Genomic DNA, 26,450 nt, shown 5'->3' with positions numbered 1-26,450 from the left:
CTCCTATGCCTCAGGTGCTGCGGGCTCTCGCCCGCCATGGGGGTACTGCCTGTGCGTATCGCCGCGCTCGAATCAGCGTCGCGCCGCGGCCATCCGGTCGCGACATCGACCGAGCCGCATGGCGTTGGCCTGCCGATGCCCAGGCACTCCCCGGTGTGTCATCGCGCGTCCGGTGCCGAGTAGGTACGCGCGGCCAGCGCCTCGAGCACCGGGACGGTGAGTTCGGCGGCCCGCGTGGCGAGTTCGTCGGCGGTGACGGCGCCGCAGCGCAGGCCGCGCAGCACGGTGGTGGCGAGCGCTTCGGCGGTGGCCGGCTCGTCGATCACCCCGCCGGAGCGCCGGTCCAGGTAGGCCTGCAAGCGCGGGACGGCGACGTCGGTGGCGGTGCGGAAGAAGTCGTAGGTTGCCAGCCACCGGGTGACCAGGTGTCCGGGATGCATGTCCCAGCCCTGGTAGTAACCGCGCCGCAGGGCCCGCTCGACCAGGCGGTGGTGATTGCGGAAGGCGCCTTCGGGGTCGGCGTCCGGCACGATCTGGGTGGACCCGTCGCAGATCCACACCCCAGTCTGGGCGGCCGCGACCTGCATCACGGCCTTGGCGTGGTCGGCCGCCGGATGATCGAGGGCCTGATCGGTGGCGGCGATGCCGCAGGCGGCGGTGTAGTCGTAGGTGCCGAAATGCAGGGCGCTGCACCGTCCGTCGGCGAGGGTGATCATCCGGGAGATCGGCGCGCTGCCGTCGGGCGCGATGATCGCCTGTGGGCTCTCGATCTGGAGTTCGAAGCGCAACGTCCGCTCGGGCAGCCCGTGCACCGCCTCGATCCCGGCGCACAGGTCGACGATCGCCGAGACCTGTTCGGCCGCCCTGATCTTCGGGACGGTGAACACGAACCCGGGCGCCACCCCACCCGCCGCGTCGAGCACGAGTTCGAGGGTGCGCAGGGCCCGCCTGCGTTCGTTGGCGGCGAGGCCCTTGGTCCGGACACCGAACGAGGTGGGAGCGCCGGGCTGACCGGCCCAGCTCGCCAGCGCCTTGCCCGCGGCGGTGGCGGCCGCGTCCTCCTCCGCGTCGGCGCGGAAGCCGTAGCCGTCCTCGAAGTCGATCCGCAGGTCCTGCACCGGCTGCTCGGTCAGCCTGCGGCGCACCGCCGACAGCGCGTCGGTGACATCGAGGCCGACGAGGAAATCGGCGTGCCGGTGCAGCAGTTCGAGCGCGGCAGCGCCCCACTCGGCCGGGGTGTCGGCGGTGGTGCGGTCGGCGCCGACGTAGGCGGTGTGCACCGGCTGGATCCGGTCGCCCGCGCCCGGGTAGCGCGTCCGCAGACCTGCGTCGACGGCGTCGAGGGTGGCGTCGATGCGGGCACGGATATGTTCGGGTAGCTGGGAGTTCACCCGGCGGCTCCTTCCGCGATGATCCGCCACACGCGGTCGGCGGTCATCGGTAATCGGTCCGGTCGGGCGCCGACGGCGTCGCGGATCGCGTTCGCCAGGGCGGGCGCGACCGGGTTGTAGGGGGACTCACTCATCGATTTGGCACCCAGCGGGCCCAACTCGTCACTGGTTTCGGCGAAATACACCTCGGTGCGGGGCAGATCGGCGAACTGCGGAATGTGATAGTGCCGCAGCGTCCGGGTGGTCACCACGCCCGCGTCGGTGCGCATGTCCTCGTAGAGCGCGGTGCCCAGCGCCTGGGCGACACCACCCTCCACCTGGCCGCGCAACTGCACCGGGTTGACCACCGTGCCCGCGTCCGCCACCTGGATCGATTGCAGAATCCGCACCTCACCGGTGCTCGGCCGGACCGCCACCCGGAACGCGTGCACATTGAAACTCACCGAGCGTGGCGTCCCCGCGTGTGTGCCGTGCGCGACCAGCTCGCCGTCGGGGAGCAGCTGTTCGGCGGTCATCAGGTCGGTCCCGCACCGCACCCCGCCCGCCTCCAGCACACAGTCGCGTTCCGGATGCCCACTGACCTTCGCGGCCCTGGCCAGCAGCATCGCGCGCAGCTCCAGGGCGGCCGCGTAGGCGGCCTTGCCCGCGACCATCGTGCCGGTGGACCCGAACGCGCCGGTGTCGTGCCCGACGACATCGGTGTCGGACTGCCGGATCCGGATCCGGTCGGCGGTGGTGGCCAGCGCGGTCGCGGCCAGCTGCGCGTGCACCGTGGTGGTGCCGTTGCCGAATTCGGCGGTGCCGACGCCGATCTCGTAGGTCCCGTCGGCCAGCAGGCGCGCGGTGGCGTCGGCGTGGTGACCGCGCGGTGGCACGGTGGCGATCATCGCCACCGCCATGCCCTCGCCGATCCGCCACTCCGGCGCCGGCGCGGCGACGCCGTTGCCCCGGCGCAGGGCCCGCTGGGCGGTGTCGAGGCACTGGTCGAGGCCGTAGCTGCCGAAGGTCAGGTCGCCCTCGTCGACCTCGGCGCCGGTGAACCGGTCACCGGGCACGACCACATTGCGGCGACGGAATTCGAACGGGTCGATGCCGAGTTCGCGGGCGAGTTCGTCGATGGCCGACTCCACGCCGAAGATCACCTGGCCGAGCCCGTAGCCGCGGAACGCGCCGGAGGGAATGTTGTTGGTGTACACCGCCTGTGCGTCAACCCGCTTGTTCGGGCAGCGGTACACCGCCACGGATTCGCCGACGGCGTGGAACATCACGCCCGCGCTGTGATTGCCGTAGGCGCCCGCGTCGGTGAGCACGTCGACCGCGAGCGCGGTCAGCAGGCCCGCCGCGTCGGCGGCCGCGGTGACCGCGACCCGCATCGGATGACGGCAGGTGGCGGAGGTGAATTCGTCGGTTCTGGTGAACTCGTACTGCACGGGATGCCCGCTTCGCAGCACCGCCAGCGCGATCAGGTCCTCGGCCAGCATCTCCTGCTTGGCCCCGAATCCGCCGCCGACCCTGGCCGCGAACACCCGCACCTTGTCCCGCTCCAGCCCGAACACATGGCACAGTTCGTCGCGCACCAGGAACGGGACCTGGGTGCTCGTCCGGATGACCAGCCTGCCCGCGTCGTCCAGCCAGCCGATCCCGCCGTGTGTCTCCAGATGCACGTGCTGCACGCGCGGCGAATGCCACACCCCGCTGACCACTTTCGCGGCCCGCTCGATCCCCGCCTCGAAATCTCCGACTCCACCGTGGATCTCGGCCACGAGGTTGCGCTGCGGGTCGGCGATCCGCGCCGACTCCGGTTTGTCGGCGTGGAGCTTCGGCGCGTCCGCGGCGAGTGCGGATTCGGGCTCGAAAACAGCTGGTAGCAGCTCGTATTCGACGCGCAACGCACGCACTCCGGCACGTGCGGCATCGAGCGTCTCCCCTACCACCGCGGCCACCCGCTGGCCCGCGAACCGCACCGTGCGATCGAGGACGAAGGTGTCGTCGGGATCGTCCTCCCGCAGTTCGTGCCGGGCCGTCGAGAAGGCGGTGGACGGCGCGTCCGCATGGGTCAGCACCAGCCGGACACCCGGCACAGCCTCTGCCGCAGCAGAATCGATGGACACGATGCGCGCGTGCGGATGCGGACTGGCCAGCACCGCCAGGTGCCACGGCGCGACAGGCGGCATCCGCTCACCCGCCCCTGGCACCACATCCAGCGTGAACGCCTCGGCACCGCGCACGATCCGCGTGCCCGCCGGTGCCCGCACGCCGTCGCCCATCTGCCCCGGACCGTGCCTACCCCGCATTGCCGCCTCGACCGCCCCCACTGCGGAACTGCTGACCTCCGGTCCCTCCGCCGCCGGCACGACGGTGACCTCGGCCTCCCCCAGCCCCGACCGCCCGGCGGACGCCGCGAGCGCCGAGCCAACACCCTGATCGCCACGAGCCGGAGCGTCCACCGCCGACCTGCGGGGTTCGGGGGTGGACGTAGTTGTGCACAATGCTGCACAGGATCCAGTCAGCGCGTCGCCGATGGCGCGGTATCCCGTGCAGCGGCACAGGTTTCCCTTGAGCAACTCGGCCCGTTCGGCATCGATGACGGCGGAGTGGTCGGCCGGTGCCGCGGAGTCGCCATCGCCGGTCCGACCGGCCGCCAGACCCGTCGCCGTCACCACCATTCCCGCAGTGCAGAAACCACACTGGAACCCGGCGTGCTCGACGAAGTTGCGCTGCACCGCGTTCGGTCCGTCGTCGTCGGCCAAACCGGCGGCGGTGATGACGCTGCGGCCGTCGGCGCGGTGGGCCGGGATCAGACAGGAATGCACGGCCGCGCCGTCGAGCAGGACCGAGCAGGCGCCGCAATCGCCGGAGTCGCACCCCTTCTTGACCGCGAGTTCGCCCTGTTCGCGCAGCAGGGTGCGCAGGCATTGCCCGGGGCGCGCGGTCGCCTCGACCGCGCGTCCGTCGATCTCCAGTCTCATGAACCACCTCCTGGTGCCGTGGTCAGCACGAGCCGGCCGCGCAGGCCGCCCTCGGCGAGCCGGGTGTGGGCGCGCGCCGCGTGTTCCAGCGGCAGCGTGTCGGCCACGCGCAGCGTGAGATCGTAGGCGGCGATGGTCGCCAGGGCGGCACCGTCGGCGCTGATCCAGGTGTGGTGAACGCGGATGCCGCGCAACGGGATCGGGTCGGCGCCACCGACGACGGTGACGAAGGAGCCGCGATTGCGCACGGCGGCCAGCGCCCTGGTGCTCAGGCCCGCGGTGTCCAGCACGGCGTCGACCCCGCCGGGCACCAGCGCGCGCACGGCCTCGGCCAGATCGGTGACCTCGCGCGACACCACCCATTCGGCGCCCAGCGCCCGGACGAGATCGGCGTCGGCGTCGCCCACCTGCGCGACCACCCGCACCCCACGCCACCGCGCGGCGATCTCCACCGCGAACCCGCCGACCGCACCGGCCGCGCCGGTCACCAGCAGGGTCTCGCCCTCGGCGAGGTCGAGCAGGTCCAGCGCCTGGAACGCGGTGAGCCCGTTCAGCGGCAGGGTGGCCGCCTCGATCGCGGACCGTCCGGCGGGCGCGGGCGCCACGGCCGACGCGTCGAGCACCAGATAGTCGGCATAGCTGCCCAGCGACCGGTCGAGCAGATCCCGCAGCCCGATCACCCGCTGACCGGCGGCGAACCCGGCCACCCCGGCGCCGACCGCGTCGATCTCGCCCGCCACGTCCCAGCCGATCCCGGTCACCGCGCGCGGCGCCATCAGCCCGGCCTCGACCAGGGCTCCCGTCCTGGTCACCGCGTCCACGGGATTCACCGCCGCCGCCGCGACCCGGATGCGGACCTGCCCCGGTCCCGGTACGGGGACGGGAACGTCGACGATTTCGAGTGCTTCCGGTCCGCCGAAACTGTGGACGACCACTGCGCGCATGATGCTGTCTCTCTCTTCCGTAGGTACTTGTCGAACCTAGGGAGAGCTACTCTCTATCGGGAAGTACGCACCGCGAAGTGCGTACCGCACGCGAGGGAGAGCGATGACCACACGCACCGCCGCCGAACGCCGCGCCGAGGCGGGCGCGGCCTACAACGCCTACGTGGCCGCGTGCCCGGCCCGGCAGCTGCTGGACCGGATCGGCGACAAGTGGGTCAGCCTGGCGATCAACGCGCTGGCCGACGGCCCGCTGCGCTACAGCGAGATCAACCAGCGACTGGCCGGGGTGAGCCAGAAGATGCTCACCCAGACCCTGCGCAATCTCGAACGCGACGGCCTGCTGACCCGCACCGTGCTGCCCGAGGTGCCGGTCCGGGTGGACTACCGGCTGACCCCGCTCGGCCTGGAACTGCTGCCGGTCATGCGGACGATCAAGGGCTGGGCCGAGCAGCACATGGATCAGGTGCTGCTCGCCCGCTCCGCCTACGACGCGCGGTCCTGAGGTCACGCCGTCCCCCTGAGCTCGGCGGCCACCTCGGCGGCCAGCAGTCCGGTGACGTGCGCGCGCCAGTCCGGCGCGCCGTGTGGATCGTCGAACCACACCTCCGGTTCCAGCTCGGTCAGCGCGACCGCGAGATCGAATTCGGTGGGGACCGTGTCGAAGTCGAGCACCACCGGCCGCACCGTCGACGCGGTGACGGTGATCGCGCACCGCCCGTCGGCCTCGCGCCTGCCCATCACCACCGCGCCGGAGCGCCCGAGCGGGGCCAGCGCGATCTTGCGGAAGCTGGTGCGCGCCAGCAGACTCGCGGTCGGCACCAGGAAGGACCGCACGACAGCTCCGGCGGCGAGGATGTTCTCCCCGGGCCCGGTCACGAAGTCGCGCAGCGGAATCCGCCGCTCACCACCGCCGCGCGGCCAGATGACGGCGGTCGCGTCCAGCGCCACCAGCGCGCCGAGGACCGCACCGGCGGGTAGCGACAGGCAGACGTTCCCGCCGACGGTCGCGGTGCGCCAGATCTTGTGCGAGGCGAGCAGCGCCCGGCAGGACTGCGCGAACAGCGCCGTCCCCGGCCACCCCGGTCGCAGCACGTCCGACCCCAGTTCCCGGCCGGGATGCGCCCCGGCGAACTCGGCCAGCGTGCAGGTCGCGGCGATCTCGAGCCCGTCGCAGCGCTCCAGCAGCGGCGCCCAGCCGAGCGTGGTGATATCGACGAGCCGATCGAGCCGATCGTGCGGTTCGGAGAACAGGAATGTGCCGCCCGCCAGCACCGCGCTACCGGCGCCGACCTGTGCCAGGTCGGCGCGGTCACGGGCGAGAACCACCTCTCGAACAGTGTCCAGATCCACGTTCACCTCGCTTACCTCACCGGCCACAGTAGGGGCCGGGAGTTGCCACGATGTTGCGCGAAACCCGCGCCGGATTGCGACGCGGTTAACCCGGGGTACGCCATCCAGTGTGCCCCGAATTCGGCGTCATCGCTGTTCAGCGCACCGACCGCCGGAGTAACAAGATCATCGGCCCGCCCCCTCGCGCTCACGCACCAGCCAGCAGCGTCGACTGCGCCTCGGCGACATCGGCACCGACCGCCGCCTCGTCCACCGTGGTGACCACCCCGTCGCGCACCACTTCGCGCCCGTTCACCAGCAGCGCGGCCAGCGGCGGCGCCGACCCGAGGACCAGCGCGACGACCGGATCCTCGATCCCCGCGTGCGCGGGCGTGTCCAGCCGCCACAGCGCCAGATCGGCCAGCTTGCCCGGCTCGATCGAGCCGATCTCCGCGGCCCGGCCGAGCACCCGTGCCCCGCCCATGGTCGCCAGTTCCAGCGCGGCGCGCACGGTCATCGCCCGCGGCCCGCCGACGGCCCGCGCGTACAGCAGCGCGTTGCGCGGCTCCTCGATCATCGAGCTCGACTCGTTGCTGGCCGCGCCGTCCACACCGAGACCGACCGGCACGCCGGCGGCCACCAGATCCGCGGTCCGCGCGATGCCGGCGCCGAGCCTGCCGTTGGAGGTCGGGCAGTGCGCGACGCCGGTCCCGGTGCGCGCCATCGCGGCGATCGCCGGATCGTCGAGGTGCACGGCGTGGGCGTACCAGACGTCGTCGCCGAGCCAGCCCAGCTGTTCCATGTACTGCGCCGGGGTGCACCCGAAGGTCGACTGGCAGAAGTCCTGCTCGTCGATGGTCTCGGCCAGGTGGGTGTGCAGCCGCACCCCCGCCGACCTGGCCAGCGCCGCGGATTCCCGCATCAGGTCGGCGGTCACCGAGAACGGCGAGCACGGCGCGAGCGCGATCCGCACCATCGCGTCGGCGGACGGGTCGTGCCACCGCTCGATCGCCGCGCCGCTCGCCGCGAGGATGTCGTCGATCGATTCGACCACGTCGTCGGGCGGCAGCCCGCCCTTGCTCTGGCCCAAGTCCATCGACCCGCGCGCCGGTTGGAACCGCAGCCCGACCGCCGAGGCCGCGCCGATCTCGGCGGCGAGCAGGTCACCGCCGCCGCGCGGGAAGACGTAGTGGTGATCCGACGAGGTGGTGCAGCCGCTGCGCGCCAGCGAAACCAGCGCGCCGGTGGCGGCCACCCGCACCGACTTCTCGTCGATCCGCGACCACACCGGATACAGCGTGGTCAGCCATTCGAACAGGGTGTTGTCGGCGGCCAGCCCCCGGGTGATCCACTGGTACAGGTGGTGGTGGGTGTTGACCAGCCCCGGCGTCAGCACGCAACCGCGCCCGTCGATGCGGGTCACCTCGGGCCCGAGCTCCGGCGGCGCGCCCGCGCCGACCGCGTCGATCCGGTTGCCCCGCACCGTGACCCAGCCGTCGCGGTATTCGGTGCCCGCCGCGTCGACGGTCACCACCGCGCACCCGGCGATCAGCAGATCGGGCGCGCTCACGGCTGCCATGCGATCCCCGCCTCGGGTGCGTCCGCGCGCCGCAGGGTCGCGTGGATGGAGCCGTAGGGGCGGTCCGCCGCCCAGAACACCTCGCCGTTGTTCTCGACCCCGAAGCGGGCGAGGTCGTAGTCGAAGTGGTGCTTGTTCGGCGCCGACAACCGGATCTCGGCGAGCACCGGGAACCGTTCCAGCGCCGCGGTTCCCATCGCGTGCAGGGTCTGCTGGAGCGCCTTGGAGTAGGTCGTCGCGAACAGTTCGAGCAGCGTGGCCCGGATGCCGTCGTAGGTCTCGTCCCAGTCGAATCCGCTGGTCTCGGCGAAGCGCCACTGCACGATCAGCGAGGTGGCCAGCACCCGGTCGTGGGTGGGGGCCAGGGTCGTGTACTCGTCGGTGAGGAAGTCCGCGAACTCCGACCCGGTGGACTTGAGCACCACCAGGTCCTTGATCCCGCCGATCACCCAGGTGCGCTGGTCGGCGCCCTTGCCCGCCACCGTCACCGCGGCGGTGCGCACCTCCGGCCCCTGCCGCACCCAGGTGTGATCGTGTTCCTTCCCGTCGATCGATACCCGCTGCCACCCATAGGACTCCACATCGATCCGCGCGCTCGACACGGGCTCCACGGTGTCGGTGAAATGCTTCGCCAGCGCGATCGCGTAGTCCTCGACGGTGTCGAGTCCCGGCCGCTTCGCGAAGACGAAGGCCATGTTCTTCTGGGTGTCGGTGGGCAGGACGTGACGCTGGTCACCCTCGGTGTAGGCCGCCGCGAAATCACCACGGAGCGTGGTCGAGACGTTCACATCGCGGATCTCGTGGCGCGCGTTCTCCTTGTGGAAGCGCACCACCCGGTTCTCGGCCTTGCCGTAGCGATTGTCGGCCAGCTCGATCGGACCACTCAGTGGCATCTGGTTGCTCAGCTCCCTCGGTAGGTGGAATAGGCGAACGGCGACAACAGCAGCGGCACATGCAGATGCGGCTGCTCACCCACCGTGAACGCGACGCAGACCTCGGGATAGAAGGTCTCGACTCCCTGCGCCGCGAAATAGCTGCCGGTATCGAAGAACAGGCGGTAGTCGCCCGGATTCAACCCGGCGGCAAGCTCTTTCACCCGGCCGTCGGCATCGGTCAGCGCCTCGGTGAGACGCTGCTCGCCGCGGGTCAGCCACACGGCGACGCCCGCCGCGGGCACCCCGCGCACGGCGTCGAGCACGTGCGTGCTCAGCCCGGTCACGACGACGCCACCAGTCGGGCGAGCCGAAGCCGATTGATCTTTCCCAGTTCGGTGCGCATGACCTGCCTCTCGGTCGACGGATCGTTGTCCAGCCGTGCCCGCAGGACGGCGAGCAACTCCGCGCCGTCGCGCCCTGCCGCGCAGACCAGATAGAGATGGCCGAACTTGGCCTCGTAGTCGCGGTTGCCCGCGGCCAGCGCGGCCTTGACGTCGGCGCCCGCGACGCCCGCCTGCTCGCGGGCCGAGGCCGCCGAGGTCGGGCGATCCCCGATCCGCGGGTGACCGGCCAGCGCCGCGTCGAGCTCGGCGTCGTCGAGCGCGGCCGAGGCGGCGTCGGCCGCCGTGAGCAGCGCGTCCGTGCTGGTATAGGGCCGCGCGGCGGCGATCGCCCGCGCCCAGCCCGGTGCGGAGCAACAGGCGAGCAAGGCCGCTTCGGCGGCCGCGGCGGAGAGCGCGTTGAACTCCGCCAGGCCGATCGATTCGCTCGTCATCGATCCAGCATCTCCCCATCACCGACCGCGGGCCACCGATGTGCGGTCGGTCACGTCGGCGTGTCGTCGTCCTTGCGCTCCCCTGCTGTAATCGAGCGGCAACATTGCGCAATTACCTTCACCGTCATGCCCCCGATCGACCCTCCCGTGCCGTCGGCGTGCACGGGTGTCGTCCTCGCGGCGGGCGCGGGCACCCGCTACGGCAAACCCAAGGCACTCGCCGAAGACGGCGCCTGGCTGCGCGCGGCGATCACCGCCCTGCGCGACGGCGGCTGCGATCCGGTGATCGTTCTGCTCGGCGCCACCGGGCCCGATCCGGCCGCCGTGCACCTGCCGCCGGAGACCGAGTGGCGGTGGGTCGCGGACTGGGCCACCGGCCTCTCCGCGACCGTGCGCGCGGGCCTGCGCGCGGCCGCCGAGGCGGGCACCCGGTATGTGGCGTTCCTTCCCGTCGACACCCCCGATATCGGAGCCGATGTGGTCGCGCGGGTACTCGCCGCGGCCCGCGCGAGCGAGAGCGGACTGGCTCGTGGTGTGTTCTCCGACACACCTGGCCATCCCGCTGTGATCGAGAACAAGCACTGGGACGCCATTTCGGCGGAAGCCGTAGGCGATGTGGGAGCTGGTTCCTATTTGGGCGCCAGTCAGGATATGGTGTGCGTCACGTGCGACGACTTGGCGACAGGGAACGATCGCGATTTCCCGGTAGTCGGCGCACGGTGATCGGAGTTTTGGGATATGCGCGATATCGTCGATGACCTTCTGCGAGTGTGGCATTCGGGCCGTACCGGCGGCCTCGCCACCGTGGTCCGTACCATCGGCACGAACGCGCTGCCGATCGGGTCGGGAATGCTCGTCACCCCCAATGGCGGAGTCTTCGGATCCATTGCTTCCGGGCGCCTGGAAGAGACGGTCTACGAGGCGGCACTGGAAGCCGCGCAGACCGGCATCCGGCAACTACGTCGCTACAGCCTGATCACCGGAATGGAATCAGGATCCGACGACGGCGAACTGGTCGATATCTTCATCGAGCCGTTCTCCTGCCGCGATTTCCCGGAATTCCCCGCTATCGCCGCCGATATCCAGGCCCATCGCCGGGTCACCGTGTTCACCGTGGTGTGGAACCAGGATCCCGATGTCATCGGTCAGCATCTGGTCACCGATCGCAAACACGCCACCGAGCTGGTCGCCCTGCCCGAGTCGGACCTGTTCGTCGCCTCCTACTGCCCGCCGCCGCGCCTGATCATCTTCGGCGCCAACGCCTACGCCGCCACCCTGGCCGCCCAGGCCAGGATGATCGGCTACCGGGTCAGCATCTGCGATTCGCGTCCCGAGTTCGCCGATCCCGCGTCGTTCCCCGGCGCCGAGGTCGTCGTTGACTGGCCGCACCGCTACCTGAACACCCTCTCGGCCGCGGGCGAGATCGACAGCAGCACCGGCATCGTGGTGCTGGCCAACGAGCCCCGCTTCGAGATCCCGCTGCTCACCGTCGCCTTACGACTACCCGAGCTGGGCTACCTCGCCGCGCTCGGCTCGCCCGCCGACCAGGCCCGTCGCCTCGACGACCTGCGCGCAGGCGGCTTCGACGAGCCCACCCTGGCCCGCCTGCACGTGCCGGCCGGCCTCGAATCGGGCCCGCGCACGCCGGCCGAGACCGCCGTCTTCGTCACCGCCGACTTCCTCGCCTCGCGCGCGGGCCTGCGCCTGGCCGCCCGCCGCGACTACGGGTCGGCGGCGGTCGGCCTGGCGATCTAGGACTACTTCAACCCGGGGTTCTCCGCGTAGACCTCGCGCAGGATCGACAGGTCGAACAGCTGCTCGGCCTTGATGTCGATCTTCGCCGTGCGCAGCGCGGCGATGTTCTGCTCGATCAGCGCGTCGGTCATCGACAGCAGACCGTCGGTCTTGGTCGAGGCCGAGACGACCAGGTCGTTCTGCGCGATGGCCTCCTTGGTCTGCTCGCCCAGCTCGAGCTTCTGGTCCTTGCCGTAGACCTCGACGGCCAGCCGGGCCGACTCGGCGGGATCGGCGACCGCGTCGCGCCAGCCCTTGATCTCGGCGATCAGGAACGCCTTCAGCTTGTCGCGCTCGTTGTCGATGGTGTCCTGGGTGACCGTCAGCGTCTCGGCGACCAGCGGCAGGCCGAAATCGGCGAACAGGAAGTGGTCGTTGGCGAAGCCCTTGGCGGCCAGGGTGATCGGTTCGTTGGTCACGTAGCTGACCCAGCCGTCGACCTCGCCGTTGGCCAGCGGTGTCGGGTCGAACTGCGCGGGCACCACCGTCACCTCGCCCGGCTTGATGCCGTTGGCGGCCAGCAGGGCGCTGAAGATCAGCTGGTTGGTGTCCTGCACGCCGATCTTGCGGCCCTTCATGTCCGCGGGTGACTTGATCGGCTTGCCCGCCGCGCTGACGATCGCGAACGGATTCTTCTGATAGGTCGCGCCGACGATCTTCGCGGGCAGTCCCTCCAGGATCGCGGGCGCGGTGGTCTGCGGCGCGGACAGCCCGATCCACACCTTCCCGGTGTCGAGTCCGGCCTCCACCGAGGTACTCGCCGCGCCACCCGCGATGAGGTCTACCGCACCGAATCCCGCATCCTTGAAATATCCCTTCGAATCCGCGAAATACTCACCCGCGAATTCGATGTTCTTCAGCCACGACAACTGCACCGCGACCTTGCCGTATTTCGAGCCGTCGTCACTCGAACCGTTCGACGAACTCCCCGAACTGCTTCCGCACGCGGCCAGCAGTCCGGCCCCGCCGAGCGCGGCCCCGGTCAGCGCGGAATAGCGGAGAAAGGAACGACGGTCGATACTGTTCATGCGCCGAATGTAGTTTCGGTGCGTTTCGTTCTCTTTGCGTCTGCGTTCCGCCGCTATTCCTTCCCGATCAGGCCCGCCCGGCGCTCGGGCCGAACCGCGCGAGCACCAGATTCTCGACGACGCCGACGATCGCGTAGAGCAGCACCGACACCACCGTCACCACCACGATCGAGGCCCACAGCCGGTTGTACTGGAACATCGGAATGGCGCGCACCAGGCTGGCGCCCAAACCCGTTCCGCTGCCGAGCCATTCACCGAGCAATGCGCCGATCAGCGCGCCCGGCACCGAGACCCGGGCCGCGGCGAACACCGAGGGCAGCGCGGCGGGAACGGCGACCATCCGCAGCCGGGTCCACCGCGAGCCGCCGTAGGCGGTCACCAATTCCATGGCCTGCCTCGGCGCTTGGCTCAGCCCGGTCATGATCATCACCAGCGCCGGGAAGAACACCACGATCGCGGCCAGCACCGCGACGCCCACCGTGCCGCGGCCGAAGACCAGCACCACGATCGGGCTCAGCGCCACCAGCGGCACCGAGCGCAGCAGCATCGCTACCGGCATGAACGTCTGCCGCACAGCCGAATACAGCACGAACAGCGCGGCCACCCCCAGGGCGCCGAGCATGCCGACGGTGAAGCCGATCGCGGCGTCGCGCAGGGTGATCGCGAGGTCGTCGAGGATCGCCTGGCGGGCCGTTGCGGCGCCCGGCGCGGTCACCAGGTAGCGCCAGATGTCCGACGGCGTCTTGCCGACCCGCGGCCCGATCTGCGGGAACGCCCGCAGGAACAGCGACCAGATGACCAGCAGCAGGATCAGCGAGGTCGCCAGCGGCAGCAGGAAGCGGCCGATCCGGCGCAGCACGGTGGTCGTCATCGCCGCTCCTCCGTACTCGCCGTCCACGGCGTGATCAGTCGCGCGGCCACCGCGACGAGCAGATAGCCCAGCCCGGCCAGCGCGGCAGCGGCCAGTGCCATGCCCCAGGTGCGCGGCACGTTGTAGGCGGTCTGCGCGGCCGTCAGCGCGACGCCGATCCCGCTGTCGACACCGCCCAGGTATTCGCCGATGATCGCGCCGAGCACGGCCGACGGCGCGGCGATCTTCAAGGCGGCGAACGTATTCGGCAACGCCGCGATCGCCTGCACCCGGTACAGCCGCTGCCAGCGACCGCCGCCGTAGGCGCGCACCAGATCCAGGCTCGCCGGGTCGGCCGAGCGCAGGCCGGTGACCGCGCCGACCATGGTGGTGAAGAAGCAGTACATGGCGGCCAGGAACACCGTCGGGGTGCGACCGCCGAAGACCACCAGGATGATCGGGCCCAGCGCCACCAGTGGCGTGCAGTAACTCAGGATGGCCAACTGGGTGGCCAGCGGCTCGATTCGCGGGATCAGCATGATCAGCGCGGCGAGCCCGATCGCGAGGGCGTTGCCCCACAGGAAGCCCTGGAGCGCGCCCGCCGCCGTCACCCGGAAGTTCGGCCCGTACAGGCCCCAGCCGTCCGACCACATGGTCGACAGCACCCGCCAGGGCGTCGGCACCGTGCCACCGGCCACGCCCGCGGCCGCCAGCACCCACCACAGCGCGATCAGGGCGGCGACGCCCAACGCACCCGCCATCCGATGACCACGGAATCCCCCTCCGAGCCGCGCACGAATCGCGCTCACCGGCGGCTGCCCGCCCGTGGCCTCGACCAGCGGCTCCGACCCCGCGAGTGCCTCACTCATGCGACACCACCGCGGCCGAACAGCAGCTCGGAGAGGTAATCGCAGAGCTTGTGGAATTCCGGCGTCCGCATCATTTCGGGCGTGCGCGGGCGCGGCAGATCGATCTCGACCAGCTCCAGCACCCGTCCGGGACGCGGGCTCATCACCGCGACCACGTCGGAGAGGAACACCGCTTCCCCGATGCCGTGGGTGACCATCAGCGTGGTCGCGGGCTTCTCGGTCCAGATGCGCAGCAGTTCCAGGTTCAGCCGCTGCCTGGTCATGTCGTCGAGGGCGCCGAACGGTTCGTCGAGCAGCAGCACCGACGGCTGCACCACCAGTGCGCGGGCGATCGAAACCCGTTGGCGCATACCGCCGGACAACTGCGCGGGCTTGGCCTTCTCGAAACCCTCCAGGCCGACCAGCGCGATCAGCTCGGCGATCCGCTCCGGTTCGGCGGGCAGCCCGGCGACCTGCAGCGGCAGCCGGATGTTCGACTCGACGCTGCGCCAGGGCAGCAGCGCGGAATCCTGGAACGCGATCCCGAGCTGATGGCCGCCGCGCAGTCGCTCCGGCGTCAGCCCGTTGATCGTGGCGGTGCCCGCGGTGGGTTCGTCCAAACCGGCCAGAATTCGCAAAACGGTCGATTTGCCGCATCCCGACGGGCCGAGCAGGGAGAGGAATGCGCCGTTCGCGGTCCGCAGATCGACCGAGTCCAGCGCGCGCACGGTATCGCGACCCACCCGGAACGACTTGCTCAACCCGCTGATCTCGATCCCGGCCGACGCGCCGCCGGGGATTTCCTTACCCATGGCCGTCACCATAAGAGCGGCTGGTTGCGGCGGTATTTCCGATTCGCGGGCAGTATTGCGCGGTCGTTAACCGTGCTCGAGGTCACGGCGAATTGTGAACCAGTAACGATTCTGTCCCGCCGGAGGACATAGAGTGTCGGAGGATCTGACAGCCCCGCAGCCGTCGAGCGCGCATCGTTCGGCCAAGGGGGGAAGCACTGCGATGACGGAGCCGACACGGCCCGTGGACTGGAACCGACTGTTCGATGAAGCTCTCTGCTGTACGTACCGTGGCCGCCTTGCGCACCACCGCCGTAGCTCTGACCGCCGCGCTGTCGGTGGCCGTGATCGCGGGCGGCGGCGCCGCCTCGGCCGAACCCGAGAAGCCCTCTGCCGTGTCGTCGATCGTCAAGGACGGGCGCACCTGGCACCTGAAGGTGTACTCGGCGGCCATGAAGAAGGACATCACCGTCGACGTGCAGCGTCCGGTCGACGAGTCCAAGCCCGCCCCCAACCTCTACCTGCTCAACGGCCTCGACGCCGGTGAGGGCACGGCCAGCTGGGCCGCGCAGACCAACGCGCTCGGCTTCCTGGCCGACAAGCAGGTCAATGTCATCCAGCCGGTCGGCGGCCGCGGCAGCTACTACGCCGACTGGCAGAAGGAAGACGCCCGCCTCGGCCTGAACAAGTGGAACACCTTCTTCACCCAGGAGCTGCCGCCGCTGCTCGACAGCACCCTCAACTCGACCGGCCTCAACTCGCTGGCCGGCCTGTCCACCTCCGGCACCTCGGTGCTGCAGCTGGCCGAGGCCAAGCCGGGCCTGTTCAAGTCCGTCGCCGCCTACTCCGGCTGCGCGCAGATCGCCGACCCGATGGGCAGGCAGTTCGTCAAGTTCTCCGTGGAGACCTGGGCGGGTGGCGACACCGAGAACATGTACGGCCCGGACAACGACCCGGCCTGGGTCGCCAACGACCCGGTCCTCAACGCCGAGAAGCTGCGCGGCACCAACCTCTACATCTCCAGCGGTAGCGGTCTGCCGGTGATGGAGGACGTGCGCTACTACACCGAGGGCAACGGCCCGATGGGCGTGGTCAACCTCGGTCTCGGCGTCGCGATCGAAGCCGCGACCAACGCGTGCACGCAGAACCTGAAGACCAAGCTGGACTCGCTGGGCATCCCGGCCACCTACATGTTCAACCCGGTCGGCACCCACTACTGGCCGTACTGGGAGCAGGCGCTGCACGAGTCGTGGCCGATGCTGGCCCAGGGCATGGGCATCTGATTCTCCGCAGAACCGAAAAGGGAGGCGTCCGATCGGACGCCTCCCTTTTTCGTCGGCTCAGGTCGTCCGGGATGCTCAGGTCGGCAGTGCCGAAGGCCGGACCGACAGCCCGGACCGGATGAAATAGGCGATCTCGTCGCAGATCTCGTCGACCGAGATCGCGTCACCGGGAACGGTGGCGTGCACCATCTCCTGCGCCAGAGAATTCACCGCGCCGATCAGCGCGAGCGTGAACAGGTGCACACTGCGCGATTCCGCTTCCCCGCGCGCGGCGGCCCGCTGGGCCTCCCTGGTGAGCAGGCCGGAGACCGATCGCCGCTGCGCGCGCCGCCACTCCTCCACCGCCGGGCTCACCCCGACCACCTCGACGTAGAACACTCTGGCCGCGCGACGATCCCGGCAGGTCACGGCGAGAAAAGCCCGGAAGCTCTCCACCACGCGCACCACCAGCGGCTGCTCGCTGGTGCGTTCCAGCGCCTCGTCGACCCGGTGCAGCGCGGCGGTGTTGAGCCGGTCGACCAGGGCGATCAGCAGCGCCTCGCGACTGCCGATGTCCTCGTAGAAACTGCGGGTCGACACATTCGCCGTCGCGCACAGGCGCTCGATCGAGGTCGACGAATAACCCTGGGTACCGAATAGTTCCAGTGCGGCATCGGTCAACCGGTTTCGCCGCATGGCTACTCGCTGCTGGCGCGACAATCCACCGTAACTACGACCACTATCGGTTTCATCCACACGCCGAACCACCCGTGCATGCTAGCGCGCACCCGGCGGGCATCCGGGCGAATCGGAAATTGGTACTGCCACGAATTCCGCTGGCACAGCGGAATTGTCGCGCCGGTAACTCAGTCCTGTTCCGGCGCCGGTTCACCCTCGTCCAGCGGTTCGGCCAACGGCCAGCCACCGGCGGCCAGATGCGAAGCCACGCGCGAGACGTCGTCCGGCGCGGGCTGCTGCTTGGCGAAATCGGCGATCGCCGCCGCGATCTCGGCCTCGCTGATCGATTCCCGGTTCGGATTGGCCTCGATCAGCTTCTCGCCGATCACGACCACCTCGTAGTCGGTGAGGTGCCGGTGCAGGACCGCGAACAGCGCGACATAGTCCGATTGCGGGATGCCCTGCGGATATCCGGCGCGCAGCCAGCCGAGCACCCGCGAGAGCAGGTTGCGCCGGACGGCAGGCGTTGGAGTCGGATCTGTCATCGCGTCCTCGCTCATGCTTGACCGAACAGATGGATGCCGAACTGATGGGCGATGAAGGCCTTCGCGGTGAACAGGATTCCGGTGATCACCACCATGACGATGACGACCACGCAGATCAGCGCACCGGCCAGCGCCGGGTAGTTGCGGCGGACGCGACCGTCGGCGTCGACCGTCTCCGCCTGGGCCCACCACCGCACGGCGAAGGCGAAGACCGCGGGCACGCCGGCGCCGAAGACCAGCGCGGCCAGCACCACTTCCCACAGTGAACTCAGATTCGTGATCACGGATTGCACGATCGCTCCTTTACCCGGCGTGGTGCTGTTCGACCGACGACGGCGTCGCCGCGGGCGGCACACCCTCGGGCCACTCGTTGACATTGTGGGTGCCGACCGGATCGCGGCGCGACCGCAGATAGATGCCGAGCGCACCGCCGATCAGGATCGCGAACACCACCAGGACGCCGGGCAGGCCACCGATGAGGTGCGCGATGGCCCAGCAGATCGCGCCGACGATGCCCGCCATCGGCAGCGTAAGCAGCCAGGCGACGGCCATCCGGCCCATCACCCGCCAGCGCACCTCGGCGCCCTTGCCGATGCCGGTGCCGAGGATCGAGCCGGTCGCGGTCTGCGTGGTCGACAGCGGCAGGCCGAAGTGCGCCGAGGTGAGGATGATCGCCGCCGAGGTGGACTCGGCGGCCATTCCCTGCGGCGACTCGATCTCGACCAGGCCCTTGCCCAGGGTCCGGATGATCCGCCAGCCGCCGAGGTAGGTGCCGAGGGCGATCGCCACCGCGCAGGCCGCCATCACCCACAGCGGCATGTGGTCGTCCTTGTCGAGCGTGCCGTAGGCCACCAGCGCCAGGAAGATGATGCCCATCGTCTTCTGCGCGTCGTTGGTGCCGTGGGCCAGCGAGACCAGCGACGCCGACCCGATCTGGCCCCAGCGGAAGCCCTCGTTCGCCTTGTCCTCGTCGACGCCACGGGTGATCCGGTACACCAGGAAGGTGGCGATGGCCGCGACCAGCGCGGCGATCACCGGGGCCAGGATCGCGGGCACCACGATCTTGATCAGCACGCCCTCCGAGCCCGACGCCCAGATCACGCCGTTCCAGCCGAGCGCGGCGATCGTGGAGCCGATCAGGCCGCCGAACAGCGCGTGCGAGGAACTCGACGGCAGCCCGAGCAGCCAGGTCAGCAGGTTCCACAGGATGCCGCCGACCAGGCCGGCGAAGACGATGACGAGCAGGTCCTGCCCGCCCACGTCGTTCAGCTGCACGATGCCCTTGGCCACAGTCGCCGCCACCGATACCGACAGGAAGGCGCCGATCAGATTCAGCACGCCGGAGAGCGCCACCGCCACGCGCGGCTTCAGCGCCCCGGTGGCGATCGAGGTCGCCATGGCATTGGCCGTGTCGTGGAATCCGTTGGTGAAGTCGAATGCGAGAGCTGTGACGATGACGATCAACAGGACCATTAGTTCGGCGCTCACCCGAACAGTGTGTCGTATGCCGATACCGGATTGCCAAACTGTTGCAGGTAAGTCCCCGACGGGTCAGCTCACGACCCCCAGCGCGCGCACCGCGTCGATGGTGTCGGCCTGCTCGGGCTCCTTGTCCGGCCGGTAGCGCAGCACCCTGGCGAAGCGCAGGGCGACACCGCCCGGGTACCTGGTACTGGCCTGGACACCGTCGAGCGCGATCTCGACGACGAGCCGTGGGCGCAGGAACACGGCGTGCCCGTCGGTGTGGGTCTGGTGCCGGGGGAACTCCGCGGTCTGCCAGCGCAGCAGCTCGTCGGTGAGGCCCTTGAACGTCTTGCCGACCATCACCGGCTCGCCCGTCTCCGGGTCGCGCGCGGCCAGGTGCAGGTTCGACAGGAACCCGGTGCGCCTGCCGTAGCCCCACTCCGCGCCGATCACCAGCAGGTCGAGGGTGTGCGCCGGTTTGATCTTCTGCCACGCCTTGCCGCGCCTGCCCGCCGCGTACGGCGCGTCCAGTGCCTTGACCATCACGCCCTCGTTGCCGACGGCCAGCGCGTCGTCGTAGTACTCGGCGGCCGCCTCGGCGTCGGGGGCGACCAGCGCCGGGATGACGTGCTCGCCCGCCACCCCGGCCAGCGCGGCGCGGCGGGCCCGCAGCGGTTCGTCGATCAGGTCGACGCCGTCGAGGTGCAGGCAGTCGAAGAAGTAGGGGTGCAGCAGCAGGTCCCTGGCGTCCTCGCCGACGGTCGCGAACCGGCTCATCGTCTCCTGGAACGGGCGCGGCCTGCCCGCGTCGGTCAGCGCGAGGGTCTCCCCGTCCAGGACCACGCTCGTGCAGTCGAGTCCGGCGACCAGCTCGACCAGCTCGGGCACGCTCGCGGTGATGTCGCGCAGCGTGCGGGTGAAGACCCACACGCGCTCGCCGTCGCGGTGCACCTGGATCCGGGCGCCGTCGAGCTTGTGCTCGACGCTCACCTGCGGGCCGAGTTCGGCCAGCGCCTCGTCGAGCGAGCCGCCCGGTGACGCGAGCATCGGCGCGACCGGCCTGCCGACCTCGAGCCGGAACGCGGTGAGCGCCGCCTCCCCGCCGGTGACCGCGGCGACGGCGGTCGCGGGTAGCTGACCGGACAGCATGTGCGCGCGCCGCACCACCTCGACCGGGATGCCGGTGGCCAGCGCGAGCGCCTCGACGACGACCGCGGTGAGCGCGCCCTGGCGCAGTTCCCCGGTGAGCAGCCGGATCAGGAAGGACTGTTCGTCCTCGGTCGCGGCGGTGAACAGGGCCGTGAGCAGTTCCCGCCTGCGCAGTGTCGAGCCGGTGCCGCTGAGCCCGGTTAGTTCGGTGAAGACGCCGTCGACCTCGCCGACGGTCAGCCGCGGCGCGCCGCTCGGTGGCGTCTCCAGGCCGGCCACCGTGCGCCACCCCGCGCCGATCCGGCCCTGCACCAGGTCACCGGAGAGCCAGGCGACGACGGTCCCGATCTCCGCCGGGCCCGCGGCGGCGAAGAGCTCGGCCAGCGCGGCGATCTTCGCCTTGCGCGACCTGGTCGCTCGCACGGCCGCCGAGGCCGCGACGACATCGCTGAACAGCACCCGACGACGGTAGCGCGACGGTGTGACACATCGCTCAGCCCCCGCTGTTAAGAATCCATTGGCAAGGTTGCGAAACCGCCCATAAACTGGACATATGGCCAAGACCTATGTCGGTGCGCGGCTGCGCCAGCTGCGGACCGAGCGCGGGCTGAGCCAGGTCTCGCTGGCCCAGAAGCTGGAGATCTCGGCCAGCTATCTCAACCAGATCGAGCACGACGTGCGGCCGCTGACGGTGCCCGTGCTCAAGCGGATCAACGAGGTCTTCGGCGTCGATCCGGCCTTCTTCTCCGCCCACGACGACACCCGGCTCATCGCCGAGTTGCAGGAAGTCGTGATGGACGCCGAGCTCGGCATCGAGGCCGACACCCAGGAGATCGCCGACATGGTCTCGGCGCATCCGAGCATGGCGCGCGCCCTGGTCGCCATGCACAACCGGTACCGCAACACCAGCGCCCAGCTGGCCGCCGCCACCGAGGACCGGTTCTCCGACGGTTCCGGCAGCGCCGCGATCAGCAAGCCGCACGAGGAAGTGCGCGACTACTTCTACCAGCGCCAGAACTACATCGACGAACTCGACACCGCGGCCGAGGACCTCACCGCGCGCATCCGGTTCCACGGCGGTGAGGTGAGCACCGAGATCGTGCGGCTGCTGCGCGCGCACGGCGTGCGGATCGTCGAGCGGATCGACCTCGGCGAGGGCGTGCTGCACCACTACGACCCCGAGACCAAGCAGCTCGAGATCTCCCCGCACCTGTCCGGCGGGCAGCGCACCTTCAAGCTGGCCGCCGAACTGGCCTATCTCGAGTGCGGGCCGCTGCTCGACAAGCTGGTCGAGGAGGGCAATTTCGCCTCCGAGGCCTCGCGCAAGCTGGCCATGCTCGGCCTGGCCAACTACTTCGCCGCGGCGACGGTGTTGCCCTACACCCACTTCCACGAGGTGGCCGAGGACTTCCGCTACGACATCGAGCGCCTGTCGGCCTTCTTCTCACAGAGTTACGAGACCATCTGCCACCGGCTCTCGACGCTCCAGCGGCCGAGCCTGCGCGGCGTGCCGTTCTCCTTCGTCCGCGTCGACCGCGCGGGCAATATGTCGAAACGCCAGTCCGCCACCGGTTTCCACTTCTCCGCCAGCGGCGGCACCTGCCCGCTCTGGAACGTCTACGAGACCTTCGCCTACCCCGGCAAGATCATGACCCAGATCGCCCAGATGCCTGACGGCCGCAAGTACCTCTGGGTCGCCCGCACCGTCGAACGCCGCGCCACCCGCTACGGCCAGCCCAGCAAGACCTTCGCCATCGGCCTAGGCTGCGAACTCCGCCACGCGGGCCGCGTCGTCTACGCCGACGGCATCGACCTCGGCGAAGCCACCGCCACCCCGATCGGCGCCGGCTGCCGCGTCTGCGTCCGCTCCAACTGCCCCCAGCGCGCCTTCCCCCCACTAGGCAAGGCCCTCGACATCAGCGAACACCGCAGCTCGGTCTCCCCCTACCTGATCAAGTAGTCCACCGACTCAGCTACTCAGTTCACGCACTGAGGGGATGACGGGCCAAGTATTCGGCTACCGCCCGGCGCAGGACATCACTCGGCGTCGTCTCGGCCTGGTCGGCGTACGCTGCCAGACGCGCATCCAACTCGGCCGGAAGTCGTACAGTCCGGACCGGACTCTTCCCGCCGCGGGCCCCACCGATCGGCCGCCCCATCGTCAATTCGGGCCCCGCTTCGATCGGGCCGACGACCGCGTAGTCGCCGTGCTCGAACTCGGCAGCCATCGCTTCGTACTCTTCAGCACTTCGCTTTGCCATCAAGGACTCTCCGTTCCACTCCATGAACTCCGTTGCGGCCGTTGCCGGATCGCACACGGCAGCGAGATGCCTGCCAGCGCGTACACCTCGGCAGCAACTCGCGCGGTCAGCCGCATACCTCCCGGGTGATGTCCTCGACGCTCTCTGCCACCACCTCGAGCCACGGCTCGTTGTCCAGCCGCCCGACGAACACGAACACTGCCGCTTCCGGGTCCATCCTTGATCTCACCGCGCATCGCAGCATCGGATACGAGATGATCGCGCGAATCTCGTCTTCCAGGATGCCGTGCTTCAACGCAGATTGGTTGACGTGGATCCGCACCAGATAAGTGTATGACACTTACCTGGTGCACGCCACTACCTATCGGCGGCGGTCAGAAGGCTTCCTCCGGGATGGACATGATGTCGTTGTCGAGGGTGGCGAGGATGTTCCTGGTGGCGGTGAGTTCGGGGAGGACGTTCTTGGCGAAGAAGCTCGCCGCGGCCACTTTGCCCTGGTAGAAGGGGCGGTCCTTGGGGGCGGTGTCGGCGGCGAGGGCCGCGGCGGCGATGTCGGCCTGGACGAGCAGGCGCCAGGCGATGAGCAGGTCGCCGACCGACATCAGGAAGCGGACCGAGCCGAGGCCGACCTTGTAGAGCTCGGTGGGGTCGGTCTGGCCCGCCATGGCGTAGCCGGTGAGGGTGGACGCCATCGCGCCGATGTCGGCCTGGGCGGTGCGCAGCAGGGCGCGCTCGGTGGCGAAGCGGCCGGTGTCGCTGTCCAGGTAGGCGGTGATCTGCGCGTTCAGGTGCGCCAGCGCGGCGCCGCGATCGCGAATGATCTTGCGGAAGAAGAAGTCCTGGGCCTGGATCGCGGTGGTGCCCTCGTAGAGCGAGTCGATCTTGGCGTCGCGGATGTACTGCTCGATCGGATAGTCCTGCAGATAACCGGAGCCACCGAAGGTCTGCAGCGACTCGGTGAGCAACTGATACGCCCGCTCCGAGCCGACCCCCTTGACGATCGGCAGCAGCAGATCGTCCACCCGGTGCGCCAGCTCCGCGTCGGCGCCGGAGACGAGCTGTGCCACGTCCTCGTTCTGATGCGCGGCGGTATACAGATACACCGCGCGCAACCCTTCGGCGTACGCCTTCTGCATGGCCAGCGACCGCCGCACATCGGGGTGATGGGTGATGGTGACGCGCGGCGCCGCCTTGTCCGCCATCTGCGTCAGATCCGCGCCCTGCACGCGCGTCTTGGCGTACTCCAGCGCGTTCAGGTACCCCGTCGACAACGTCCCGGACGACTTCACGCCCACCGTCATCCGCGCGTTCTCGATCACCTTGAACATCTGCGCGATGCCGTTGTGCACGTCGCCGACGAGCCAGCCCTTGGCAGGCACCGCGGTGCCACCGAAGGTGACCTCACAGGTCGGCGAGGACTTGATCCCCATCTTGTGCTCGACCCCGGTCACGTACACGCCGTTGCGGTCACCGAGCTCGAACGTCTCGGGATCGAAGAGGAACTTCGGCACGTAGAACAGCGACAGCCCCTTGGTGCCGGGACCGGCACCCTCCGGCCGGGCGAGCACCAGGTGGAAGACGTTCTCCGCGATCTCACCCACATCACCACCGGAGATGAACCGCTTCACGCCCTCGATGTGCCACGATCCGTCGGGCTGCGGCACGGCCTTGGTCCGGCCGGCGCCGACGTCGGACCCGGCGTCGGGCTCGGTGAGCACCATGGTGCCCTGCCAGCCACGCTCGAAGCCGCCACGCGCCCAGCGTTTCTGATCCTCGGTGCCGACCTCGTAGAGCACCGAGCCCATCAGCGGGCCCATATTGAAGAAGCTGGCCGCCGGATTGGCGCAGATGACGAGCTCGTTGATCGCCCACATCAGCACGTTCGGGGCGGCGGTGCCGTCCATGCCCTCCGGCATGCCGAGGCGGAACCACCCCGCCTCCTGCACCGCGGCCACCGTCTTGCGTAACGGTTCGGGCACGGAGATGTCGAAGGTGTCCGGATGGAATACCACGGGGTGCCGGTCGGCGTCGGCGAACGAGTCCGCGATCGGCCCCTCGGCCAGCCGTTCGACCTCGGCGAGAATCTGGCGCACCGTCTCGGAATCCAGGTCGCCGTAGGCGCCGGTATCCAGGAGCTTGTCGAGGTTGAGCACCTCGAACAGATTGAACTCGATGTCCCGCACGTTCGCCTTGTAGTGCCCCACGTGGCGCCTCCTCGACTGACCACACACGGCCCGAGTGCCGCGTGCTCCGGCTGTTCGACGTCGTACGAATTCGAAGCGTGCCGCACCGTGGCGTCCCTACGCAACCGTAGGCGCGCAGCCGCCGACACCCGCCGCCGAGCAATTGTTCACATGGATGAAACAGACGAAACGGACACGTGACCGAGAGATATTCCGGTGCAACAAGTTCCCTCTACTGTTCCGCTCACGAATACAGCCGCTGTATACAACTCGGTGTACGTCCAGTCACCGGGGCAGACCGCGGTGGTGTTCGTTGTGGCGCGTGTGGCGCCGCCGTTACACCTGATGAGGAGAACCGCCCCATGTATCGATCCCGTTTGGCCAAGGCACTCGCGGTGCCCGCCGCGGTGGCCGTCACCGGCCTGTTGCTCACCGGTTGCGGTGCCCGTGACGACGCGTCGTCCGGCTCGACCGCCGCCTCGTGCGTCGACACCACCAAGGACACCATCAAGGTCGGCTCGCTGCACTCGCTGTCCGGCACCATGGCCATTTCCGAAGTCACCGTGGCCAATTCGACCAAGCTGGCGATCGACCAGATCAACGCCGCCGGCGGTGTGCTCGGCAAGAAGATCGAGATCGTCCTCGAAGACGGCGCCTCCGACCCGAAGACCTTCGCCGAGAAGGCGGAGAAGCTGATCAGCTCCGACTGTGTCGCCGCGGTGTTCGGCGGCTGGACCTCGTCGAGCCGCAAGGCCATGAAGCCCAAGTTCGAGAGCCTGAACTCGCTGCTCTACTACCCCGTGCAGTACGAGGGCCTGGAAGACAGCAAGAACATCTTCTACACCGGCGCCACCACCAACCAGCAGATCATCCCCGCGCTGGACTACCTGAAGCAGAAGGGCATCAAGTCCCTCTACCTGGTCGGCTCGGACTACGTCTTCCCGCAGACCGCCAACCGCGAGATCAAGGCCTACGCCGCGGCCAACGGCATCGAGATCAAGGGCGAGGACTACACCCCGCTCGGCTCGACCGACTTCTCCACCATCGTCAACAAGGTCCGTAATGCCAAGGCGGGCGCGGTCTTCAACACCCTCAACGGTGACTCCAACGTCGCCTTCTTCCGCGAGTACACCAACGCGGGCCTGAAGGCCGCCGAGATGCCGGTGGTCTCGGTGTCGATCGCCGAGGAAGAGGTCGCCGGCATCGGCGCGCAGAACATCGCGGGCCAGCTGACCGCCTGGAACTACTACCAGACCGTCGACACCCCGGTGAACAAGAAGTTCGTCGCCGACTACAAGGCCGCCTTCGGCGCCGACAAGCCCACCTCGGACCCGATGGAAGCCGCCTACGCCTCGGTCTTCCTGTGGAAGAACACCGTCGAGAAGGCCAAGTCCTTCGCCGTGGCCGACGTGCAGGCCGCCGCTGACGGCGTCAGCTTCGAAGCCCCCGAGGGCACCGTCACCATCGACGGCTCCAACCACCACATCACCAAGACCGCCCGGATCGGCGAGATCCGCCCGGACGGCCTGATCTACACGGTGTGGGACTCCGGCAAGGCGATCACCCCGGACCCGTACCTGAAGTCCTACGACTGGGCCAAGGGCCTCAAGTAAGTAGCCCGACAGGTGTGGGACGCGCCGTCCGGCGCGTCCCACACCGCCCCATTTCCAAGGAG

At 69.4% G+C, this 26,450-nt stretch carries 26 protein-coding genes; 6 read left to right on the top strand and 20 right to left on the bottom strand.

Features of this window, described 5'->3' with window-relative positions; genetic code table 11:
- Positions 1–158: 158 nt before the first annotated feature.
- From ACFYWJ_RS08185 to ACFYWJ_RS08175, 3 genes are read right to left on the bottom strand one after another with little or no spacing between them, the layout of a single operon-like run.
- A complete protein-coding gene (locus ACFYWJ_RS08185; protein ID WP_355274175.1) occupies positions 159–1,391 on the bottom strand; it encodes a DUF6986 family protein in 1,233 nt (410 codons plus the stop codon).
- The gene (locus tag ACFYWJ_RS08180) at positions 1,388–4,360 is read right to left on the bottom strand and encodes a molybdopterin cofactor-binding domain-containing protein (protein ID WP_355274178.1); all 2,973 of its coding nucleotides are present in this window, start codon (positions 4,358–4,360) and stop codon (positions 1,388–1,390) included. Before ACFYWJ_RS08180 ends, ACFYWJ_RS08185 begins: the two co-directional genes overlap by 4 nt.
- A complete protein-coding gene (locus tag ACFYWJ_RS08175) occupies positions 4,357–5,304 on the bottom strand; it encodes an NADP-dependent oxidoreductase (RefSeq protein ID WP_355274181.1) in 948 nt (315 codons plus the stop codon). The genes ACFYWJ_RS08180 and ACFYWJ_RS08175 overlap by 4 nt, the downstream gene beginning before the upstream one ends.
- Before the next feature lie 103 nt (positions 5,305–5,407).
- Between ACFYWJ_RS08175 and ACFYWJ_RS08170 the strand changes: the two genes are divergently transcribed.
- Complete coding sequence (locus tag ACFYWJ_RS08170) at positions 5,408–5,806, top strand: helix-turn-helix domain-containing protein (protein ID WP_355274184.1); 399 nt, start codon at positions 5,408–5,410, stop codon at positions 5,804–5,806.
- A gap of 2 nt (positions 5,807–5,808) precedes the next feature.
- Here ACFYWJ_RS08170 and ACFYWJ_RS08165 read toward each other — a convergent pair whose 3' ends face one another.
- The 5 genes from ACFYWJ_RS08165 to uraD form a co-directional block, all read right to left on the bottom strand.
- On the bottom strand, positions 5,809–6,630 hold the full coding sequence (locus tag ACFYWJ_RS08165; protein ID WP_355274187.1) for an FAD binding domain-containing protein: 822 nt from the start codon (positions 6,628–6,630) through the stop codon (positions 5,809–5,811).
- A gap of 211 nt (positions 6,631–6,841) precedes the next feature.
- Positions 6,842–8,212 (bottom strand): 8-oxoguanine deaminase, encoded by a 1,371-nt coding sequence (locus ACFYWJ_RS08160; RefSeq protein ID WP_355274189.1) that lies wholly within the window; start codon positions 8,210–8,212, stop codon positions 6,842–6,844.
- On the bottom strand, positions 8,200–9,105 hold the full coding sequence (gene pucL / locus ACFYWJ_RS08155; RefSeq protein ID WP_355274192.1) for a factor-independent urate hydroxylase: 906 nt from the start codon (positions 9,103–9,105) through the stop codon (positions 8,200–8,202). The genes ACFYWJ_RS08160 and pucL overlap by 13 nt, the downstream gene beginning before the upstream one ends.
- 8 nt (positions 9,106–9,113) lie before the next feature.
- Positions 9,114–9,431 (bottom strand): hydroxyisourate hydrolase, encoded by a 318-nt coding sequence (gene uraH / locus ACFYWJ_RS08150; RefSeq protein ID WP_355274195.1) that lies wholly within the window; start codon positions 9,429–9,431, stop codon positions 9,114–9,116.
- Complete coding sequence (uraD, locus tag ACFYWJ_RS08145; protein WP_355274197.1) at positions 9,428–9,922, bottom strand: 2-oxo-4-hydroxy-4-carboxy-5-ureidoimidazoline decarboxylase; 495 nt, start codon at positions 9,920–9,922, stop codon at positions 9,428–9,430. Before uraD ends, uraH begins: the two co-directional genes overlap by 4 nt.
- Positions 9,923–10,048: 126 nt before the next feature.
- On the opposite strand from uraD, the gene ACFYWJ_RS08140 reads away from it, so the two are divergent.
- A complete protein-coding gene (locus tag ACFYWJ_RS08140; RefSeq protein WP_355274200.1) occupies positions 10,049–10,645 on the top strand; it encodes an NTP transferase domain-containing protein in 597 nt (198 codons plus the stop codon).
- Positions 10,646–10,660: 15 nt separating this feature from the next.
- Positions 10,661–11,677, top strand: a complete 1,017-nt coding sequence (locus ACFYWJ_RS08135; protein WP_355274203.1) for an XdhC family protein — start codon at positions 10,661–10,663, stop codon at positions 11,675–11,677.
- A gap of 2 nt (positions 11,678–11,679) precedes the next feature.
- Here the strand turns inward: ACFYWJ_RS08135 and ACFYWJ_RS08130 are convergent, their stop codons facing one another.
- From ACFYWJ_RS08130 to ACFYWJ_RS08115, 4 genes are all read right to left on the bottom strand, one after another.
- Positions 11,680–12,744 carry an ABC transporter substrate-binding protein gene (locus ACFYWJ_RS08130; RefSeq protein WP_355274206.1) on the bottom strand — a complete coding sequence of 355 codons (1,065 nt, stop codon included), beginning with the start codon at positions 12,742–12,744 and terminating at the stop codon, positions 11,680–11,682.
- A gap of 67 nt (positions 12,745–12,811) precedes the next feature.
- Positions 12,812–13,615 (bottom strand): ABC transporter permease subunit, encoded by an 804-nt coding sequence (locus tag ACFYWJ_RS08125; RefSeq protein ID WP_355274209.1) that lies wholly within the window; start codon positions 13,613–13,615, stop codon positions 12,812–12,814.
- A complete protein-coding gene (locus ACFYWJ_RS08120; RefSeq protein ID WP_387161166.1) occupies positions 13,612–14,463 on the bottom strand; it encodes an ABC transporter permease in 852 nt (283 codons plus the stop codon). Before ACFYWJ_RS08120 ends, ACFYWJ_RS08125 begins: the two co-directional genes overlap by 4 nt.
- The gene (locus ACFYWJ_RS08115; protein WP_355274212.1) at positions 14,460–15,254 is read right to left on the bottom strand and encodes an ABC transporter ATP-binding protein; all 795 of its coding nucleotides are present in this window, start codon (positions 15,252–15,254) and stop codon (positions 14,460–14,462) included. Before ACFYWJ_RS08115 ends, ACFYWJ_RS08120 begins: the two co-directional genes overlap by 4 nt.
- A 245-nt stretch (positions 15,255–15,499) precedes the next feature.
- Here ACFYWJ_RS08115 and ACFYWJ_RS08110 point away from each other — a divergent pair, with 245 nt between their 5' ends.
- Entirely contained in the window at positions 15,500–16,516 is a 1,017-nt protein-coding gene (locus ACFYWJ_RS08110) for an alpha/beta hydrolase family protein (protein WP_355274214.1), read from the top strand.
- A 75-nt stretch (positions 16,517–16,591) separates the two neighbouring features.
- Here ACFYWJ_RS08110 and ACFYWJ_RS08105 read toward each other — a convergent pair whose 3' ends face one another.
- The 5 genes from ACFYWJ_RS08105 to ACFYWJ_RS08085 all read right to left on the bottom strand — a co-directional run bounded on the left by ACFYWJ_RS08105 (position 16,592) and on the right by ACFYWJ_RS08085 (position 20,790).
- Entirely contained in the window at positions 16,592–17,176 is a 585-nt protein-coding gene (locus ACFYWJ_RS08105) for a TetR/AcrR family transcriptional regulator (protein WP_355274217.1), read from the bottom strand.
- Between the two features lie 185 nt (positions 17,177–17,361).
- Complete coding sequence (locus ACFYWJ_RS08100) at positions 17,362–17,718, bottom strand: DUF3349 domain-containing protein (RefSeq protein ID WP_355274220.1); 357 nt, start codon at positions 17,716–17,718, stop codon at positions 17,362–17,364.
- Positions 17,719–17,729: 11 nt separating this feature from the next.
- The gene (locus tag ACFYWJ_RS08095) at positions 17,730–18,011 is read right to left on the bottom strand and encodes a hypothetical protein (protein ID WP_355274223.1); all 282 of its coding nucleotides are present in this window, start codon (positions 18,009–18,011) and stop codon (positions 17,730–17,732) included.
- A gap of 10 nt (positions 18,012–18,021) precedes the next feature.
- Entirely contained in the window at positions 18,022–19,206 is a 1,185-nt protein-coding gene (locus ACFYWJ_RS08090; protein ID WP_355274225.1) for an inorganic phosphate transporter, read from the bottom strand.
- A 63-nt stretch (positions 19,207–19,269) separates the two neighbouring features.
- A complete protein-coding gene (locus ACFYWJ_RS08085; RefSeq protein WP_355274228.1) occupies positions 19,270–20,790 on the bottom strand; it encodes an ATP-dependent DNA ligase in 1,521 nt (506 codons plus the stop codon).
- Positions 20,791–20,884: 94 nt separating this feature from the next.
- Between ACFYWJ_RS08085 and ramB the strand changes: the two genes are divergently transcribed.
- Positions 20,885–22,291, top strand: coding sequence for an acetate metabolism transcriptional regulator RamB (ramB, locus tag ACFYWJ_RS08080; RefSeq protein ID WP_355274231.1), 1,407 nt, complete (start codon positions 20,885–20,887; stop codon positions 22,289–22,291).
- A 22-nt stretch (positions 22,292–22,313) separates the two neighbouring features.
- Here the strand turns inward: ramB and ACFYWJ_RS08075 are convergent, their stop codons facing one another.
- From ACFYWJ_RS08075 to ACFYWJ_RS08065, 3 genes are all read right to left on the bottom strand, one after another.
- Positions 22,314–22,592, bottom strand: a complete 279-nt coding sequence (locus tag ACFYWJ_RS08075) for a ribbon-helix-helix protein, CopG family (RefSeq protein WP_355274233.1) — start codon at positions 22,590–22,592, stop codon at positions 22,314–22,316.
- A gap of 106 nt (positions 22,593–22,698) precedes the next feature.
- On the bottom strand, positions 22,699–22,914 hold the full coding sequence (locus ACFYWJ_RS08070; protein ID WP_355274236.1) for a hypothetical protein: 216 nt from the start codon (positions 22,912–22,914) through the stop codon (positions 22,699–22,701).
- 52 nt (positions 22,915–22,966) lie between these two features.
- On the bottom strand, positions 22,967–24,796 hold the full coding sequence (locus tag ACFYWJ_RS08065; RefSeq protein WP_355274239.1) for an acyl-CoA dehydrogenase: 1,830 nt from the start codon (positions 24,794–24,796) through the stop codon (positions 22,967–22,969).
- Between the two features lie 341 nt (positions 24,797–25,137).
- On the opposite strand from ACFYWJ_RS08065, the gene urtA reads away from it, so the two are divergent.
- Positions 25,138–26,388, top strand: a complete 1,251-nt coding sequence (gene urtA / locus ACFYWJ_RS08060) for an urea ABC transporter substrate-binding protein (RefSeq protein WP_355274241.1) — start codon at positions 25,138–25,140, stop codon at positions 26,386–26,388.
- The last annotated feature ends 62 nt before the right edge of the window (positions 26,389–26,450 follow it).

The sequence above is a fragment of the Nocardia sp. NPDC003269 genome, from assembly GCF_042888005.1.
In the GTDB taxonomy this organism is placed as follows: Bacteria; Actinomycetota; Actinomycetes; order Mycobacteriales; family Mycobacteriaceae; genus Nocardia.
Note: the sequence above shows the minus strand (reverse complement) of the source record. Positions and strands in the feature narration are given on the sequence as shown.

Excerpts from the sequence above, each read along its gene's own strand:
- ACFYWJ_RS08180 (WP_355274178.1), bottom strand. The coding sequence starts at position 4,360 with ATGAGACTGGAGATCGACGGACGCGCGGTCGAGGCGACCGCGCGCCCC.
- ACFYWJ_RS08175 (WP_355274181.1), bottom strand. The coding sequence starts at position 5,304 with ATGCGCGCAGTGGTCGTCCACAGTTTCGGCGGACCGGAAGCACTCGAA.
- ACFYWJ_RS08170 (WP_355274184.1), top strand. The coding sequence starts at position 5,408 with ATGACCACACGCACCGCCGCCGAACGCCGCGCCGAGGCGGGCGCGGCC.
- ACFYWJ_RS08160 (WP_355274189.1), bottom strand. The coding sequence starts at position 8,212 with ATGGCAGCCGTGAGCGCGCCCGATCTGCTGATCGCCGGGTGCGCGGTG.
- pucL (WP_355274192.1), bottom strand. The coding sequence starts at position 9,105 with ATGCCACTGAGTGGTCCGATCGAGCTGGCCGACAATCGCTACGGCAAG.
- uraD (WP_355274197.1), bottom strand. The coding sequence starts at position 9,922 with ATGACGAGCGAATCGATCGGCCTGGCGGAGTTCAACGCGCTCTCCGCC.
- ACFYWJ_RS08140 (WP_355274200.1), top strand. The coding sequence starts at position 10,049 with ATGCCCCCGATCGACCCTCCCGTGCCGTCGGCGTGCACGGGTGTCGTC.
- ACFYWJ_RS08135 (WP_355274203.1), top strand. The coding sequence starts at position 10,661 with ATGCGCGATATCGTCGATGACCTTCTGCGAGTGTGGCATTCGGGCCGT.
- ACFYWJ_RS08130 (WP_355274206.1), bottom strand. The coding sequence starts at position 12,744 with ATGAACAGTATCGACCGTCGTTCCTTTCTCCGCTATTCCGCGCTGACC.
- ACFYWJ_RS08125 (WP_355274209.1), bottom strand. The coding sequence starts at position 13,615 with ATGACGACCACCGTGCTGCGCCGGATCGGCCGCTTCCTGCTGCCGCTG.
- ACFYWJ_RS08120 (WP_387161166.1), bottom strand. The coding sequence starts at position 14,463 with ATGAGTGAGGCACTCGCGGGGTCGGAGCCGCTGGTCGAGGCCACGGGC.
- ACFYWJ_RS08115 (WP_355274212.1), bottom strand. The coding sequence starts at position 15,254 with ATGGGTAAGGAAATCCCCGGCGGCGCGTCGGCCGGGATCGAGATCAGC.
- ACFYWJ_RS08110 (WP_355274214.1), top strand. The coding sequence starts at position 15,500 with ATGAAGCTCTCTGCTGTACGTACCGTGGCCGCCTTGCGCACCACCGCC.
- ACFYWJ_RS08100 (WP_355274220.1), bottom strand. The coding sequence starts at position 17,718 with ATGACAGATCCGACTCCAACGCCTGCCGTCCGGCGCAACCTGCTCTCG.
- ramB (WP_355274231.1), top strand. The coding sequence starts at position 20,885 with ATGGCCAAGACCTATGTCGGTGCGCGGCTGCGCCAGCTGCGGACCGAG.
- ACFYWJ_RS08075 (WP_355274233.1), bottom strand. The coding sequence starts at position 22,592 with ATGGCAAAGCGAAGTGCTGAAGAGTACGAAGCGATGGCTGCCGAGTTC.
- urtA (WP_355274241.1), top strand. The coding sequence starts at position 25,138 with ATGTATCGATCCCGTTTGGCCAAGGCACTCGCGGTGCCCGCCGCGGTG.